Origin of the sequence: Inquilinus sp. NPDC058860 (genome assembly GCF_042743185.1) — a bacterium.
In the GTDB taxonomy this organism is placed as follows: Bacteria; Pseudomonadota; Alphaproteobacteria; order DSM-16000; family Inquilinaceae; genus Inquilinus.
This window is the reverse complement of the sequence record NZ_JBHYMS010000009.1, coordinates 94,699-110,701: the sequence shown is the minus strand read 5'-3', so window position 1 is coordinate 110,701 and position 16,003 is coordinate 94,699. Positions and strand designations below refer to the sequence as shown.

Here is a 16,003-nt window from a genome sequence, read left to right as displayed (position 1 = left end):
CCCATGCCCCTCTCCGCCCCCGCCGCGCGCGAGCCGATCCACACCCGCCGCGTCACCTGCGACGGCTTCCGCCGCGCCGACGGGCTGTGGGACATCGAGGGCCATCTGGTCGACACCAAGCACTACACGTTCCGCAACGAGTTCCGCGGCGCGATCACGCCGGGCGAGCCGCTGCATCAGATGCGGCTGCGGCTGACCGTCGATGACGGCCTGGCCATCGTCGCGGTCGAGGCGGAGACCGAGCACGGCCCCTATGCGCTGTGCCCGGAGATCGCGCCCGCCTTCCAGGCGCTGGTCGGCCTGCGCATCGGCCCCGGCTTCACCCGTGCGGTGAAGGAGCGGCTGGGCGGCGCCAAAGGCTGCACCCATCTGGTCGAGCTGCTCGGGCCGATGGCAACGACCGCGTTCCAGACCGTGTTCCCGATCCTGTCGCGCGAACGCGCGGCCGAGGCCGATCCGACGAAGCGGCCGGTGCTGCTGGACAGCTGCCACGTTTTCGCCGCCGATGGCGAGCATGCTCGCCGCCACTGGCCGGGCTTCTACACCGGGCCGCAGCAGGGCTGATCCGGCCTCGACGATCCGCGCGGTGCCGTGCACGGCGGCCAGGCGTTAACCCGGCAGCACCGATCCGGCCCCGAGGAGAGAGATGATCCGACGCCTGACCCTGGCCGCCGCCCTGCTCGCAACCCTCGCCGCCGCCCCGGCCGCCGTCGCCGACCCGATGCTGGTGGATTTCGACTATCCCTTCCCGATCCAGCGCTTCGACTTCAAGTCCCAGGGCCAGGACCTGTCCATGGCCTATATGGACGTGCAGCCGGACAAGCCGAACGGCCGCACCGTGGTGCTGCTGCACGGCAAGAACTTTTGCGGCGCCGCCTGGGAAGGGGTGATGCGGCCCTTGCTGCAGGCCGGCTACCGCGTCGTCGCGCCGGACCAGGTCGGCTTCTGCAAATCCACCAAGCCGCAGGCCTATCAGTTCGGGCTGCACCAGCTGGCCGCCAACACCCGGGCGCTGCTGGACAAGCTGGGCATCCAGCGCCCGGTGGTGATGGGCCATTCCATGGGCGGCATGCTGGCGATGCGCTACGCCCTGGCCTTCCCCGACGCGCTGTCCGGCCTGGTGCTGGTGAACCCGATCGGGCTGGAGGACTGGAAGGCCGCGGGCGTGCCGCAGCAGACCGTCGACCAGTGGTTCGAGGGCGAGCTGAAGACCAGCGCCGACAGCATCAAGGCCTATCAGCAGGCCACCTACTATGCCGGCGAATGGCGGCCGGAGTACGACCGCTGGGTGCAGATGCTGGCCGGCATGTACCAGGGCGAGGGCGGCCGGCAGGTGGCCTGGAACCAGGCGCTGACCTCGGACATGGTGTTCAACCAGCCGGTGGTCTACGAGTTGGAGCACATCCGCGCTCCGACCGTGCTGATGATCGGCGAGCGCGACACCACCGCGATCGGCAAGGCGCTGGCTCCGCCCGAGGTGGCGCAACGCCTGGGCAACTATGCCGAGCTGAGCCGCAGCGCCGCCCAGCGCATCCCCGGCGCCAAGCTGATCCGCTTCCCCGCCGAGGGCCATGCGCCGCAGATCCAGTCTCCGGACGCCTTCAACAAGGCCCTGCTGGGCGCGCTGGAGCGCTTCCCTCCGCCCTAGGGACGCCGGGCCTCGTCTCGCATCGCTTGCATCATGCAAGCGACTGCGCTACCCCTGGCGCCATGCAGCGCACCAGCTTTGCCGCCATGGACTGCCCGATCGCCCGCGCCCTCGACGCGCTGGGGGAGTGGTGGAGCCTGCTGATCCTGCGCGACGCCTTCCTTGGCCTGACGCGCTTCGACGACTTCCAGCACAGCCTGGGCATCGCCCCGAACATGCTGGCGCGGCGGCTGAAAAGCCTGGCAGAGGCCGGCCTCTTGGAGCGCCATGCCTATTCGCAGCGGCCGCTACGCCACGAATACCGGCTGACCCCGGCCGGCCGCGACGTGTTCCCGGTGCTGGCGGCGCTGGGCGCCTGGGGCGGCCGCCACGCCACCGGCGGCAAGGTGCTGATGCAGCTGGCCGGCCGCGCCGACGGCCAGCCGATCGACCCGGTTCTGGTCGACCGGCGCAGCGGAGTGCCGGTCACGCCGGAGACGGCCAAGTTCCGCCCGGGCCCCGATGCCGGCGCCGCCGGCCGGGCCCGCGCCGCCCGGATCCGGGTCGCGGAGCGCCGGAACGGCGACGGCGTGGACGCGGTTCCGACATGAGGAGACCCTGAGATGCGCCGTATCGTCGTTACCGGAATGGGCGCGGTGTCGCCCCTGGCCAGCGGGGTGGAAGCCAGCTGGCGCCGGCTGCTGGCCGGCCGATCGGGCCTGCGCCGCCTGCCGGAGGAGATGGTGCCGGATCTCGCCGCCAAGGTCGCCGGCGTGGTGCCGTCCATCGCCGAGGATCCCGAGGCCGGCTTCGACCCGGACGCGGCGGTGCCGCCGAAGGACCAGAAGAAGATGGACCGCTTCATCCAGTTCGCCATGGCGGCGGCGGAGGAGGCGGTGGCGCAGTCCGGCTGGCGGCCGACGGATGAGCGGGCGCAGCAGCGCACCGCCACCGTGATCGCGTCGGGGGTCGGCGGCTTCCCCTATATCGTCGAGACGGTGCGGACGGTCGATCAGAAGGGCGCGCGCCGGCTGTCGCCCTTCACCGTGCCGGCCTTCCTGGTCAATCTCGCCGCCGGCCAGGTCTCGATCCGCCACGGCTTCAAGGGCCCGCTGGGCGCGCCGGTCACCGCCTGCGCCGCCGGGGTGCAGGGCATCGGCGACGCCGCCCGGATGATCCGCGCCGGCGAGGCCGACGTGGCGCTGTGCGGCGGCACCGAGGCCTGCATTGACCGGGTCAGCCTGGGCGGCTTCGCCGCCGCCCGGGCCCTGTCGACCGGCTTCACCGAGACGCCGGAGCGCGCCTCCCGCCCCTTCGACCAGGCCCGGGACGGCTTCGTCATGGGCGAGGGCGCCGGCCTCCTGGTGATCGAGGCGCTGGACCACGCTCTGGCCCGCGGCGCCCGGCCGATCGCCGAGCTGATCGGCTACGGCACCACCGCCGACGCCTATCACATGACCGCCGGGCCGGAGGATGGCGACGGCGCCCGCCGGGCGATGGAGATCGCGCTCGCCCAGGGCGGTATCGAGCCCGGCGACGTGCAGCACCTGAACGCGCACGCCACCTCCACCCCGGTCGGCGACAAGGGCGAGATGGCGGCGGTCAAGGCGCTGTTCGGCACCGGCGGCACGGTGGCGGTGAGCGCCACCAAATCCGCCACCGGCCACCTGCTGGGCGCGGCCGGCGGGCTGGAGGCGGTGTTCACCGTGCTGGCGCTGCGCGACCAGGTCATGCCGCCGACGCTGAACCTGGAGACCCCCGACCCGGACGCCGAGGGCATCGACCTGGTGGCGCTGCAGGCCCGCCCCGGCCGGATCGAGCACGCGCTGTCGAACGGCTTCGGCTTCGGCGGCGTCAACGCCAGCGTGCTGTTCCGCCGCTGGCAGGGGTGACGCTCGCGCAGCCCGCCAAGAGCGGAAACAAAATGTCTTCAGACGCGCGTCATCCGCAACTCTGGCATGAAATAGGTCAGCTTCGTTGACATAAATCCAGCCGGCATGGTTCGGTCGGGGAACGGCGCCGGGCAGCGCGCCGGCCCAGGAAGACCCGAGGACCACCATGACCATCGGCGAGACCCACTACGCCACCCGCGCCGCGAAGATGCGCGCCTCCGAGATCCGCGAGCTGCTGAAGCTGCTGGACCGGCCGGGTGTGATCTCCTTCGCCGGCGGCATCCCCGACCCGGCACTGTTCCCGGCCGACACCATCCGCGCCGGTTACGACGCCGCGCTCGCCGCCGGCGGAGCTGCGCTGCAGTATTCGGTCAGCGAGGGCTATGCCCCGCTGCGGCAGTGGATCGCCCGGCACATGGGCGCGATCGGCGTGCCCTGCGCGATCGACAACATCGTGATCACCTCCGGCTCGCAGCAGGGGCTGGACTATCTCGGCAAGCTGTTCCTGTCGCCCGGCGACACCGCGCTGGTCGGCTGGCCGACCTATCTCGGCGCGCTGCAGGCCTTCAACCCCTATGAGCCGCGCTACGACCGGCTGGATCCGGCGCAGGGCAACGCCACGCCCGAATCCTGCCGCGCGGCGGCCGGGGCGGCCGGCAGCCGGGTGCGCCTGGCGTATCTGACGCCGGACTTCGCCAACCCCTCGGGCGAGACGCTGGACCTGGCGGCGCGTGAGCGCGCCCTGGCGCTGGCGGACGAGCTGGACATCCCGCTGATCGAGGATTCGGCCTATCAGGCGCTGCGCTATGACGGCGAGGACGTGCCGCCGCTGCTGGCGCTGGACGCGGCGGCGAAGGGCGGCATCGACCGCAGCCGCGTGATCCATTGCGGCAGCTTCTCCAAGACCCTGGCGCCGGGGCTGCGCATCGGCTGGATCTGCGCCGCGCGCGAGGTGGTGCAGAAGCTGGTGCTGACCAAGCAGGCGGCCGACCTGCACACGCCCACCATCAACCAGATGGTGATGCACCACGCGGCCGAGCACGCCTATCCGGCCCAGGTCGCGAAGATCCGCGCCACCTATCGCGACCGGCGCGACCGCATGCTGGCGGCGCTGCAGCGGCACATGCCGGCGGGGGTGAGCTGGACCCGGCCCGAGGGCGGCATGTTCATCTGGGTGACCCTGCCCGAGCACCTCGACGGCGCCGGGCTGCTGGCCCGGGCGGTGGAGCTGGGCGTCGCCTTCGTCCCCGGCCGCGCCTTCCACGCCGACGGCAGCCACGGCAACACGCTGCGCCTGTCCTTCTCCCTGGCCGGCGCCGCGGCGATCGAGGAAGGCATCGGCCGGCTGGGCCGGCTGATCGCCGGCGCGGGGAAGGCGGCGGCCTGAGGCTTCCCTTCCCGCCCGATCCGGCCCACCCTGCCGCATGGTCCTGAAGATCCGTCTGGTCGCGCCGACCACGGATCCGCGGCCGGCGACGCTGGCGGCGATCCGTGACGACCTCGCCCGGCTGGCCCGGCCGGGCGTGGCGTTGAGCCATGTCCAAAGCGAGGACGGCCCCCTGGCGGTGCGGAGCGACGCCGATGTCGAGGCCGCCCGCCCGGGCGTGCTGCGCCGGATCGCGGAGGCCGAGCGCGACGGCGTCGACGCGGTGATCATCGACTGCACCTCCGATGTCGGCCTGGCCGAGGCGCGGGCGGTGGTGGCGGCGATCCCGGTGATCGGCCCGGGCGAGGAAATGCGCCGCCTGGCCGGCCGCCGCCGGCAGGCCTGGCTGGATGCTGAGATGCTGGCCGGGGACCCGCTGGCCCATGCCCTGGCCGCGGTCGAGGCCGGCGCGGCCGTGCTGCTGGTCGGCAGCACCGGCCAGGCGGACGCCGCGGCGCGGCTGCGGTCGGAGCTGGCGGCGCGCGGCCATGCCGTCACCGTGGTCGAGCCGCTGCAGGCGGCCCTGGACGCGGCGCTGCGCGCCCTCGGCGCGGCAGATCAGTAGAGGCCGGGAACCAGCCGCCAGGTGCGGCCGCGATAGGCTTCGTATTCGGCGCCGAACTGGTCGGCCAGCAGCCGTTCCTCGGCCCGGATGCGGACCAGGAGCGGCAGCAGGTTCAGCAGCGCCAGCACCACCCCGATGCCGGAGCGGAAGGCCAACGCCCAGCCCAGTGCGCCGGCCAGCAGCCCGAGATAGCTGGGGTGGCGGATCACGCCGTAGATGCCGCCCGTGACCAGCCGGTGCCCCGGCTGGATCGCCACCAGCCCGCTGAACCGGCGGCCGAGCACGAAGACCGGCCACAGCCGCAGCGCGCCGCCGAGGGCGAAGAGGACGACGCCGAGCCAGCGCACGGTGTCGCCGTCGACCGTCCACAGCTCCGTCCGGTCGGTCCAGGCCGGCACATAGGCGCCGAGCAGCCCGAGCACGGCGAAGGCCGCCAGCACCCAGCGGTTGCCGCGATCCTCGCGCTCGCCGGGGCTGAGATTGCCGCCGCTGAACAGGCTGGCGGCCGTCAGCGCCACGGTGATCGCCGCCAGGGCGGTGCGGGCCGGATGGGCGAAGAAGGCAGCGAGCCCGCCCCAGCCGAGCACGGCCAGGCCGAGATACACCAGGGTGCCGAGCACCGCGAACAGCGCCATCTTCGGCGAAGGCATCGGTCGATCCATCCGGCGGCTCCCGGGATCACGGATCCCACAGGACAATGCCGTACGGCCGGCCCGTGTTCCTGCCGCGCGGATCACGCGTCGGGAGTGTCGTCCCGGAAATACGGCTCCACCGTGCCGTTCATCTTCATCGTCAGCGGGTTGCCGCGGCGGTCCAGCGCCTTGCCCATCGACAGGCGGACCCAGCCCTCGCTGACGCAGTACTCCTCGACATTGGTGCGCTCGGCGCCGTTGAAGCGGATGCCGACGCCGCGGCGCAGCGCGGCCTCGTCGAAATGCGGGCTGTTCGGGTTGTTCGACAGGCGGTCGGGCGGGGTGTCGGCCATCGGAGGGTTCCCGGCAAAGGCGGCGGATGGCGGGTGATAGCCGCGCGCGGCGGCGCTGACAATGCGCGACACGGATGCTATCGCGTTCTCGAACACCGGCAACAGGGTGGGCGAGGCGATGCTGTTCCATGTCTGCAGCTACACGGGCGCGTCCGGCAACGGCGAGGGCATCACCCTGGCCCGGCTGGACGCGGAGACCGGCCGGCTGGAGGCGCTGTCGAGCGTCGCCGGCCCCAGCCCCTCCTGGCTGGCCTTCGCCCCGGACGGGCGGCACGCCTATGCCGTCAACGAGATCGACCGCTTCGGCGGCGTGGCGCAGGGCGCCGTCACCGCCTACCGGGTCGACCGGGACAGCGGCGCGCTGACGGCGCTGAACACCGTCGGCTCGGGCGGTACCGTCCCGGCGCATGGCAGCGTCCATCCCGGCGGGCGGCACCTGCTGGTGGCGAATTACGGCGACGGCCGGCTGGCGGTGCTGCCGATCGCAGCGGACGGGTCGCTGGGCGCCGCCACCGACGTGCAGGCCCCGGCGGGGCCGGTCGGCGCGGACCGGGCCGAGGCCGGCCCGCCCGGCAGCTTCGCCATCAGCGGCCATGACGGCCCGCACGCCCATATCATCGAGACCGCCGGCCGCTTCGTGCTGAGCACCGATCTCGGCCAGGACCGGGTCTATGTCTGGACCCTGGACGAAGGTGCGCTGCGCCCGGCCGGCTTCTTCCCGGCCGCCTCCGCCGGCGCCGGGCCGCGGCACCTCGCCTTCCATCCGAACGGCCGCATCCTCTACACCACCTATGAGGAGGCGTCGCAGCTGGCGGTCCATGCCTGGGACCCGGCGACCGGCCGCGCCACGCTGCTGCAGCAGGTGGGCTCGCTGCCGCCGGGCTTCGCCGGCTCCAGCTTCGCCTCGGCGCTGGCGGTCGGCCGCGACGGCCGCTTCCTCTATTCCGGCAACCGGCTGCACAACAGCATCGCCATCTTCGCCATCGAGCCCGCCGGCACGCTGCGCTGGCTGGACGCGGAATGGACCCGCGGCGACTACCCGAACCATGTGGCGCTGGACCCGACCGGGCAGTTCCTGTTCGCCTGCAACCGGCGCAGCGACAACGTCACCCTGTTCCGGGTCGACCCGGAGTCCGGCCGGCTCGCCTTCACCGGCCGCTACCTGCCGGTCGGCAGCCCGAACATGGTGGCGTTCCTGCCGGGGTGAGCGGGCCCCCATCCCCGTTCAATCTCCCTTGCAATGCGGTGGGACGCGGTGGAACGTAGATGAATGGTTCGGCTCTATATTGCGGTTACAGATAGAACTTGGTTTGACACGCTGTCGGCATCTCCGCCTGACGAAGTCAATTTCTGGCGGCCGAGCGGCGGCAATCAATTTCGGGCACTCCAGCCAGGCGAAATATTTCTGTTCAAACTCCATGCGCCGGACAACTTTATCGTTGGCGGAGGAGTGTTTAGCCACGCGTCGAACGTACCGCTTTCCATAGCTTGGCAGGCCTTTGAACAGAAGAACGGCGCTGCCTCTCCGTCCGAGATGCGTAAACGCATCGCTCACTACCGCAAGGATCCCGGCATACTTGATCCGCGCCAGGATCCAATCATTGGCTGTCGCGTGTTGACGCAACCATTCTTTTGGCCTCGGCATCTCTGGATGCCCGTACCCGAAAGCTGGCGGCCGAACATCGTCTCGGGAAAAGGCTTCGATCTCAGCAAGACTGAAGGTCTAGGTTTATGGCAAGCAGTTACCGAACGACTCGCGGAACCAAGGTTGCACAGCCACCTCTACGAGGCACCAGCACGTTACGGCGCCCCGCATCTGATTGCACCGCGGCTCGGACAGGGCGCATTCCGACTTGCCGTCACCGACGGTTATGAAAGGCGCTGCGCCGTGACCAACGAGAAGACGCTGCCCATTCTCGACGCCGCCCATATTCGGTCCTATGCCGACGGGGGAGAGCACCAACCATCCAATGGGCTCCTTCTACGCACCGATATCCATCGTCTGTTTGATCTCGGCTACGTCACAGTGAGCTCGGAAGGACGCTTCGTCGTAGGTCGGCGGCTCAAGGACGATTTCGACAACGGCAAACATTACTACGAGCTTCATGGTCAGGCAGTTCGTCCTCCGCGCAGCAAGGACGCACTTCCTTCACCCACGGCGCTCGAATGGCACCGTGAAAACCGTTTCCTGGGCTAACTGATGAGCCGCGACGCTCAAATCCGCATGGCGGCTGTTGAGCATGTCGGCCGAATCGCTGTCAGCGATGTTCTGACCTCGGAACAACTACGAGCCGGCTTTCAGTTTGAAGGTCGGCGAATACCACTCATCAATCCGCAGCGAGGCATCTTCAAACCAGCGGAGATGACCTCTCTTCTCAGTATCCGCACAGTCTATCCGAAGACAGGCGCTCGAATCTGGTATGATGATCAACGTCGCGTGCACGAGCAGATCGAACGTGGCGACGAGTTGATCGACTATGCCTTCATGGGCACCGACCCAGCCGCCCCTGACAACCGCTGGCTTCGCGAGGCGTGGGAGACACAGACCCCGATCCTCTACTTTCTCGGGGTCGCTCCGACCCGCTACATGAAAATCTGGCCGACCTATATTGCCGAATGGCGGCCCTTTGAGCTGAAGGTACAACTGGCTTTTTCATCCATCTCGGATACATCAGAATCCAAGGTCATCTGGGGTGTGAGCGAACCACCGGCTCGGAGATACAGCTTCCAGCTGATTCGGCAGCGTCTCCATCAAGCGACATTCCGCGAAGCTGTTCTGACCGCTTACAACAACCGCTGCGCGATCTCCGGCTTGCCGGAACCGCGGCTGCTTGATGCCGCCCACATTATCGCCGATGGCCACATCGACCTCGGACAGCCGGTCGTCCCGAATGGTCTGCCGATGTCGAAAATCCATCATGCCGCCTTCGACGCCAACCTGATCGGGATCGATCCGGATTTTCGGATCCACGTCAGCAAAGCTCTAATGTCGATCGATGACGGCCCGATGCTGGAGTACGGCTTCAAGGAAATAGCCGGCCGGACCATCCGCCTCCCTGGGAGGCCTCGTGACTATCCAGATCGAGATCGGTTGGCGGAGAGATTCGAGCGCTTCATGGGTCGCTGACGACCCATGAAGCCTCAACAGTGTCGGCTCCCATCTACCCCCGATACACCGGCGCCCCATAGGGCGACCCTGTCCCGCCGCCGTCGACGAAGAGCTCGGCCGACTGCACGTTGCTGGACTCGTCCGAGGCCAGGAACAGCACCGCCTTGGCCACCTCCTCCGGCCGGCCCATGCGGCCGAGCGGGATGCCGCGGCTGAGCTGCTGGCCCAGCGCCGCGCGGGCCTCCGGCGTCGGCGCCACGGCGGCCCAGATGTCGGTGTCGGTGGCGCCGGGCGAGACCACGTTCACCCGGATCCGGCGCGGCGACAGCTCCGACGCCAGCACCCGGCTCATCGACCGCACCCCGCCCTTGGCCGCGGCATAGGCCGACCAGCCGGGCACGCCGTAGACGCTGTGCACCGAGCCGTTGAGGATGATCGAGGCGCCGTCCTTCAGATGCGGCAGCGCCGCCTGCACGGTCAGGAACACGCCGGTCAGGTTGGTGCGGATGATCTGCTCGAACAGCTCCAGCGCGGTCTGGCCCAGCGGCGTGGCGCCGCCGATGCCGGCATTGGCGAAGACGATGTCGATCCCGCCGAAGCGCCGCGCCACCTCGGCCGCCGCGCGCTCCATCGCCGCGGCGTCGCCGGCGTCGGCCTGCACCGCCAGCGCGGCGTCGCCCAGCTCGCGCGCCGCCGCGTCCAGCGTCTCGCGGTTGCGGCCGGTGATCGCCACCTTCGCGCCCTCGGCCACGAACAGGCGGGCCGTCGCCAGGCCGATGCCGGCATTGCCGCCGGTGATCAGCGCGACCTTGTCCTTCAACCTCATCCCGGTCTCCTGCGCCCCCGATCGGGCGTCGATTGCGATGGGCCGCCGGCTTCCCCGGCGGCCTGCGGATGACGATCTCAGCTTTTTATATTACGATCATCATCTGACCTTGAGATGGGTACCCTGCCGGCACTTGTCAATCGCGGGCGGAGGGCGCCATGACCAATGCGGAGATCTTCGCCCTGGGCTGCCTCGGCGGCGCGCTGCCGGACGTGCTGCGCCTGATCAAGGGTCGGCACGACGGCGCGCCGCAATTCCTGCGCGACTGGTTCTTCTGGCTGATGTTCGCCGGCCTGGTCGGGCTCGGCGGGGCGGCCGCCCTTCTCGGCCGGGCCGACGAGGCGATGGAGGCGGTGGCCTTCGGCTTCACCGCGCCGGAGGTCGTCTCCCGCGCCTTCGGCGGCAGCCGGGCCGACCTGCTGTCACGCCTGGCCGGCGGCAGCCTGATGCGGCGCCTGCGCTGGTGGTGGGCGATCTGAAACCCGGATTCGGCGATGAGGCGATCGCCGAGACGATCCGGCTGACGCCGGAGGCGCTGCCCGAGGGCGCGACCCACTGGAGCTGGAGCCTGCGCTGACCTCAGAACGGCCAGCCTGCCGACACCGCGTTCGACACCCCTCGGCGCAGGGCCTGGATGCCGGTCTCGACATGGCGCGACGGATGCACCCGGTTGGTCAGCAGGGTCCAGGCGTGGCCGCGCTCCAGGTCGAGCCACAGCGCCGTGCCGGTGAAGCCGGTGTGGCCGATCGTGTCGGGCGAGCACAGCGACCCGCCGGACCAGCCCTCGTGCCGCACCTGCCAGCCCAGGCCGTGCGGGTGGTCCTCGACGCGCAGCACCTCGCCGATGGTTGCCGGCCGCAGCACCTCGCCGGTCAAGAAGGCCCGGGCGAAATCCAGCACCGCGGCGGCGCTGGCGAACAGCCCGGCATGGCCGGCCAGCCCGCCCAGCGCATAGGCGTTCTCGTCATGCACCTCGCCGCGCATCACCCGGCCGCGCCAGGTGCAGCGCTCGGTGGCCGCGGCGCGGGAAGGGCCGGGGCTGACGGCGAAGTCGCCGGGCGGCAGCAGGTCGCGCAGCGGCCGCTCGCGCAGCCGCTCGACCAGGATGCCCAGCAGCACGTAGTTGACGTCGGAATAGCCGTCGGCGCCGGCCGCCCAGTCCTTCTGCAGCACCAGCGCCTTCAGCGTCTCCGGGTCGCTGCCCCAGGTGTACAGCGGCTCGACGGCCGGCAGGCCGGAGCGGTGCGACAGCAGCTGCCGCACGGTGACCTGCCGCACCCAGTGCTCGGGCTGGTACTGGCGCAGGTCCGGCAGGTGCAGCGCCAGCGGATCGGACAGGTCGATCCGCCCCTGCTCGACCAGCCGCAGCACCTCGGTGGTGGTCAGGATCACCTTGGTCAGGCTGGCCAGGTCGAACAGCGCATCCTCGGCCAGGGCCACGCGCTCCGGCACCAGCGCGGCATGGCCGCCGAAGCGGAGGGCGCGGTCGCCGTCGCGGGTGACCAGCCCCAGCACGGCGCCAGGGATGCGGCCGGCATCGATCGCTTCATCGACCAGGGCGAAGGCGGCGTCGGCCGCGGCGGCAAGGGTCATTCGGCGGAGTCCAGGCAGAAGTCGTTCAACACTCTACTGTCATGCCCGGGCTTGACCCGGGCATCCAGGGGCTTTTTGCCAAGGCCTGTCCGTAATGGCCCCTGGATCGCCGGGTCAAGCCCGGCGATGACAGGGGCGATGACAGGAAAGAGCGGGCCGGACTCCGTCACGCCGCCCGGGTCAGCGGGCGGTGCAGCACGCCGCCGGTCATCGGCCGGGGTACGCCGGTGGTGGTCGGCAGGCTGAGAGGCAGCCCGTCCAGCGAGCGCACGGCGAGGAAGGCGAAGGCCTGGGCCTCCAGCGCGTCGCCGTCCCAGCCCACCGCCTCGACCGGGTCGACCGGCACGCCCAGGGCCTGGCGCAGGCCGTTCATCAGGGTCGAGTTGTGCCGGCCGCCGCCGGTCACCAGCCAGCGCCCGGGCGCCGCGGCGAAGTGCCGGCGCGACGCGGCCACCGAGGCGACGGTGAAGGCGGCCAGGGTGGCGGCGCCGTCGGCCAGCGGCAGCCCCTCCACCGCCGCCATCGGGAAGTCGTTGCGGTCCAGCGATTTCGGCGGCGGCGCGTCGAAATAGGGGTTGGCCAGCAGGGCATCCAGCCGGTCCCGCGCCACGGTGCCGCTGGCGGCGATGCGGCCGTCCTCGTCGTAGCGGGCGCCGGTGTGGCGCTGCACCCAGTCGTCGATCATGGCGCTGGCCGGGCCGGTGTCGAAGGCGGTGATGGTGTTGTCTTCGATCACCGTGACGTTGCCGACGCCGCCGAGGTTTAGCACCGCCAGCGGCCGCGGCAGCTCCTTGGCCAGGGCGGCGTGGTACAGCGGCGCGAAGGGCGCGCCCTGGCCGCCGGCGGCGACGTCGGCGGAGCGGAAGTCGTTGACGCAGGGGATGCCCAGCGCCGCAGCCAGCCGGGCGCCGTCGCCGAGCTGCCGGGTGAAGCGCCGCTCCGGCCGGTGCAGGACGGTCTGGCCGTGCATGCCGACCACGTCGACCGCTTGCGGCGCCAGCCCCGCCTCGTCCAGCAGGCGGCGCACCGCGGCGGCGTTCAGGTCGGTGACCGCCGCGGCCAACTCGTCCAGCGTCTCGTGCTCGGCCCGCGCCGGGTCGCGCGCCACCGCCAGCAGGGCGTTCCGGACCTCGTCGGTGTAGGGCGTGGTCGTGGCGGCGCCGCAGGCGAACACGGTCTCGCCGTCGGTCTCGATCACCGCGACGTCGACCCCGTCCATCGAGGTGCCGCTCATCAGTCCGATGGCGGTGCGCCGGGCTGCGGCCATGGGGGATCTCCTCGCGTCTTCGCCGTCGAATCGGCACCGGGATTATGACGAAGACGCCGGCCTGCGGGAAAGCCGTTCCCGCCCCATTATTGCCAGACTGTGACACTTTCATTACAAACACAGTCTTGCGATCGGGGAGAGAAGCAATGCTGACCTATCAGCGCGCCGACGCCGCCATCATCCCTCTCTTTCAGCAAATCTCTGAGACTCAAGAAAAAACGGGTCCACAAACAATTCTGGAGTCTCGTTTGAGATTCCCTGGGAGGATGCTGCGGGATCTGAAAAAACTGCCGGAGCTTCCGGAGAGATCCTTGGTCTCTCCTCGCGATGCGCGGATTTTCTACGGGTCCGCCCTGCTGCGCTGGGTGCCGACCAAGCTGGTGACCAGGACGCTGGCCACCCAGGTCCATGCCCGGGGCCGCCCGGTCTGGCTGCGCGACCGCTTCATCGATGCCGGCGACTGGTCGGAGATCTCGAAGCCGGTGGCGGACAGCTTCCACCACCAATGGTTCCACGATCTCGTCTGGGGCGGGGCCCCGACCGACACGCCCAGCTATCGCAGGCTGCTGCGCCTGATCGAGGCGGGCCGCCCGATGCAGGTCGGGCCGCTGCTGCTCGACAGCGTCGAGGCGATCGAATCCTATCGCCGCTACTGCGAATCGCTGCTCGACAGCATCCGGACCCACGGCGTGACGCCGCGGCAGCTGACCCCGGACTTCGCCCCGGCCCGCGGCCGCGATCCCCGCAGCGAACGCACCGAGGGCGACATCATCGTCGCGGCCGGGCCGGACGGCGCGTTCTACCGGATGCTGGCGGGCCGCCATCGGATCTGCGCCGCGCAGGCGCTCGGCCTCGATCGCGTTCCGGTCCACATCCGCCTGGTGCACGCCGCCTGGCTCTGGGCCCTGGCCGATCGCCACGGCGTGCTGCCGCACAAGGCCTTCGCCCGCTGGCTCGACACGTTCGAGCCGGTCCAGGCCTCGACCCTCGGGAAGATCAAGGGGCGGCTCGCCGCCTGGGCGCTGTGCGTCCCGGGCCTGGCCGAGGCCTGGCTGGGTCTGTCGGGAGGGCTGGCCGCGATCGTCTGAGCCGGCGGCGTTCCTATTCGCGCCGGAACATGTAGGACTGGTTCTCGATGGTCAGGCGCAGCAGGGGCGTCGTTCCGTCCCTGTCGATCTGGAACTGGGCGAAGCCGCTCGGGCTGGGCCCGCTGTTCTCGACGATGGCGGCGAACCGGCCCACCGGCTTCTGCCGGACCGTGAAGACGCTGCCGTCCCACGGCTCCAGCTGCAGCGCCGCGCCGCCGTCCTGCAGCTCCAGCACCGCGCCGTCGCCGTCCTGGCGCAGCACGGCCTGGCCGAAGCTCGGCTCGACATAGCGGCCGGCCAGCGGCGCCAGCGGCAGGGCCGGCTGCGGGTTTGCCGGCCTCTCGAACTTTTTCGCCGATTCGGCGAAGCGGGCCTTTGCGGCATCGAGCGCGGCCGCGACATGGTCGACCCGCGGATTGTCCAGCAGGCGGTCCAGCACCCAGGCGCCGACGGCGTCCGGGAAGCCGACATTCTCCGCATTGGTCAGGACGACGACGCCGACATCCTTCTCCGGCGCGAAGCCGACATAGGCGCCGAAGCTGGGCGTCCCGCCATTGTGCCAGATGATGCGGCCGTTCGGGGTCGGGACGCCGACCCAGCCCATCGCGTAGAAGGCCTTGTCGGTGATCCCCACCCGCGCGGTGCGGGTGACGGCCATGTTCTCCGGCGAAATGATCTTTTGGCCGTCGAAGCTGCCGTCGCGCAGCTGCAGCCGCAGCCAGCGCGCCATGTCCTCGACGGTGGAGTTCATATCGCCGGCGCCGCCGAAGGCATAGGGGAAGATCGGCGTGAACGGCACCTCGACCGTGCCGTCGGGGGTCCAGCGATGGCCCTGGGTGTGGTCCGGCGCGGCCTCGATCGCCTCGGCGGTCGTCGACGTCTCGGCCATGCCGAGCGGCTCCAGCAGGTCCCGGCGCAGCACCGCGTTCCAGTCCGCGGCCTCCTCGCCGCGCGCGACGATGCGGCCGGCCAGCATATGCGTGATGTTGGTGTAGGCGAAGGTGGTGCGGAAGCTCGACACCGGCTCGACATGGCGCAGCGACCGGATCATCGCCGCCTCGTCCAGCCCCAGGATGCCGAGCGAATCATTCGCGTAGGGCGGCAGGCCGGAGCGCTGCGCGAGCAGGTCGAAGACCCGGAACTCGCGCGTCACCCAGGGGTCCTTCAGCTGGAACTCCGGGTCGAGGTCGACGATGCGGTCGTCCCACCGCAGCGAGCCGCGGTCCGCGGCGATCGCCAGGGTGGCGGCGAGGAACGCCTTGGTCGTCGACCCGATCTGGAACACGGTGCGGGTCCCGACCGTCCCACCCTTCGCCTTGCTGCGCACGCCGAAGCCGCGGGCGTAGACGAGGCGGTCGCCGCTGATGATGCCGATGGCCAGGCCCGGCGTGTCGAAGGCCTTCATCCCGGCCGCGACATAGGGGTCGAGCTCGGGCTCCAAGGCGCGGATCCGCGCGTCCATCGGCGCATCCGCATCCGCGGCCCGCGCCAGCGGGCTGCCGATGGCCAGGGCCAAGATGGCAAGCGCCGCGGCTGTTGATAGAGCGCTGCCGCCCCGTGTGCGCCGGCTGATCATGAATCCTCCTGAAAATCGCGCATGAAAATTTCGACTATGTATAAGTTCA

17 protein-coding genes are annotated in these 16,003 nt (G+C 70.5%); 11 read left to right on the top strand and 6 right to left on the bottom strand.

Going from position 1 to position 16,003, the window contains the following annotated elements:
- Window positions 1-3: 3 nt before the first annotated feature.
- The 6 genes from ACFW16_RS08630 (at window position 4) to ACFW16_RS08605 (ending at window position 5,510) form a co-directional block, all read left to right on the top strand.
- Window positions 4-564: a DUF2889 domain-containing protein gene (locus ACFW16_RS08630; RefSeq protein ID WP_380303837.1), complete on the top strand. Its 561-nt coding sequence runs from the start codon at window positions 4-6 to the stop codon at window positions 562-564.
- Between the two features lie 82 nt (window positions 565-646).
- A complete protein-coding gene (locus ACFW16_RS08625; RefSeq protein ID WP_380303835.1) occupies window positions 647-1,648 on the top strand; it encodes an alpha/beta fold hydrolase in 1,002 nt (333 codons plus the stop codon).
- Between the two features lie 62 nt (window positions 1,649-1,710).
- The gene (locus ACFW16_RS08620) at window positions 1,711-2,238 is read left to right on the top strand and encodes a winged helix-turn-helix transcriptional regulator (protein WP_380303834.1); all 528 of its coding nucleotides are present in this window, start codon (window positions 1,711-1,713) and stop codon (window positions 2,236-2,238) included.
- 12 nt (window positions 2,239-2,250) lie between these two features.
- A complete protein-coding gene (gene fabF / locus ACFW16_RS08615) occupies window positions 2,251-3,519 on the top strand; it encodes a beta-ketoacyl-ACP synthase II (protein WP_380303832.1) in 1,269 nt (422 codons plus the stop codon).
- Window positions 3,520-3,685: 166 nt separating this feature from the next.
- Window positions 3,686-4,906, top strand: coding sequence for a PLP-dependent aminotransferase family protein (locus tag ACFW16_RS08610; RefSeq protein WP_380303830.1), 1,221 nt, complete (start codon window positions 3,686-3,688; stop codon window positions 4,904-4,906).
- Between the two features lie 37 nt (window positions 4,907-4,943).
- Window positions 4,944-5,510 (top strand): aspartate/glutamate racemase family protein, encoded by a 567-nt coding sequence (locus tag ACFW16_RS08605; protein ID WP_380303828.1) that lies wholly within the window; start codon window positions 4,944-4,946, stop codon window positions 5,508-5,510.
- Here the strand turns inward: ACFW16_RS08605 and ACFW16_RS08600 are convergent.
- Together ACFW16_RS08600 and ACFW16_RS08595 are read right to left on the bottom strand one after the other, a co-directional pair.
- Window positions 5,504-6,160 carry a methyltransferase family protein gene (locus ACFW16_RS08600; protein ID WP_380303826.1) on the bottom strand — a complete coding sequence of 219 codons (657 nt, stop codon included), beginning with the start codon at window positions 6,158-6,160 and terminating at the stop codon, window positions 5,504-5,506. The two genes, ACFW16_RS08605 and ACFW16_RS08600, sit on opposite strands and share 7 nt — an antisense overlap.
- Window positions 6,161-6,243: 83 nt before the next feature.
- The gene (locus ACFW16_RS08595; RefSeq protein WP_380303825.1) at window positions 6,244-6,495 is read right to left on the bottom strand and encodes a DUF3297 family protein; all 252 of its coding nucleotides are present in this window, start codon (window positions 6,493-6,495) and stop codon (window positions 6,244-6,246) included.
- A 61-nt stretch (window positions 6,496-6,556) separates the two neighbouring features.
- Between ACFW16_RS08595 and ACFW16_RS08590 the strand changes: the two genes are divergently transcribed.
- The 3 genes from ACFW16_RS08590 to ACFW16_RS08580 all read left to right on the top strand — a co-directional run bounded on the left by ACFW16_RS08590 (window position 6,557) and on the right by ACFW16_RS08580 (window position 9,622).
- On the top strand, window positions 6,557-7,702 hold the full coding sequence (locus ACFW16_RS08590; RefSeq protein WP_380303823.1) for a lactonase family protein: 1,146 nt from the start codon (window positions 6,557-6,559) through the stop codon (window positions 7,700-7,702).
- A 63-nt stretch (window positions 7,703-7,765) separates the two neighbouring features.
- Window positions 7,766-8,692, top strand: coding sequence for an HNH endonuclease (locus ACFW16_RS08585; protein WP_380303821.1), 927 nt, complete (start codon window positions 7,766-7,768; stop codon window positions 8,690-8,692).
- A 3-nt stretch (window positions 8,693-8,695) separates the two neighbouring features.
- Window positions 8,696-9,622 (top strand): HNH endonuclease, encoded by a 927-nt coding sequence (locus ACFW16_RS08580; protein ID WP_380303819.1) that lies wholly within the window; start codon window positions 8,696-8,698, stop codon window positions 9,620-9,622.
- A 34-nt stretch (window positions 9,623-9,656) separates the two neighbouring features.
- Here ACFW16_RS08580 and ACFW16_RS08575 read toward each other — a convergent pair whose 3' ends face one another.
- Window positions 9,657-10,430, bottom strand: coding sequence for an SDR family NAD(P)-dependent oxidoreductase (locus ACFW16_RS08575; protein WP_380303817.1), 774 nt, complete (start codon window positions 10,428-10,430; stop codon window positions 9,657-9,659).
- A gap of 158 nt (window positions 10,431-10,588) precedes the next feature.
- Here ACFW16_RS08575 and ACFW16_RS08570 point away from each other — a divergent pair, with 158 nt between their 5' ends.
- Window positions 10,589-10,909: a hypothetical protein gene (locus ACFW16_RS08570; RefSeq protein ID WP_380303815.1), complete on the top strand. Its 321-nt coding sequence runs from the start codon at window positions 10,589-10,591 to the stop codon at window positions 10,907-10,909.
- Between the two features lie 100 nt (window positions 10,910-11,009).
- Here the strand turns inward: ACFW16_RS08570 and ACFW16_RS08565 are convergent, their stop codons facing one another.
- Window positions 11,010-12,023, bottom strand: a complete 1,014-nt coding sequence (locus ACFW16_RS08565) for a serine hydrolase domain-containing protein (RefSeq protein WP_380303813.1) — start codon at window positions 12,021-12,023, stop codon at window positions 11,010-11,012.
- A gap of 166 nt (window positions 12,024-12,189) precedes the next feature.
- A complete protein-coding gene (locus ACFW16_RS08560; protein ID WP_380303811.1) occupies window positions 12,190-13,290 on the bottom strand; it encodes an anhydro-N-acetylmuramic acid kinase in 1,101 nt (366 codons plus the stop codon).
- Window positions 13,291-13,601: 311 nt separating this feature from the next.
- Between ACFW16_RS08560 and ACFW16_RS08555 the strand changes: the two genes are divergently transcribed.
- Window positions 13,602-14,378, top strand: coding sequence for a hypothetical protein (locus tag ACFW16_RS08555; protein WP_380303809.1), 777 nt, complete (start codon window positions 13,602-13,604; stop codon window positions 14,376-14,378).
- Between the two features lie 13 nt (window positions 14,379-14,391).
- Here ACFW16_RS08555 and ACFW16_RS08550 read toward each other — a convergent pair whose 3' ends face one another.
- Complete coding sequence (locus ACFW16_RS08550) at window positions 14,392-15,894, bottom strand: serine hydrolase (protein WP_380303808.1); 1,503 nt, start codon at window positions 15,892-15,894, stop codon at window positions 14,392-14,394.
- Between the last annotated feature and the right edge of the window lie 109 nt (window positions 15,895-16,003).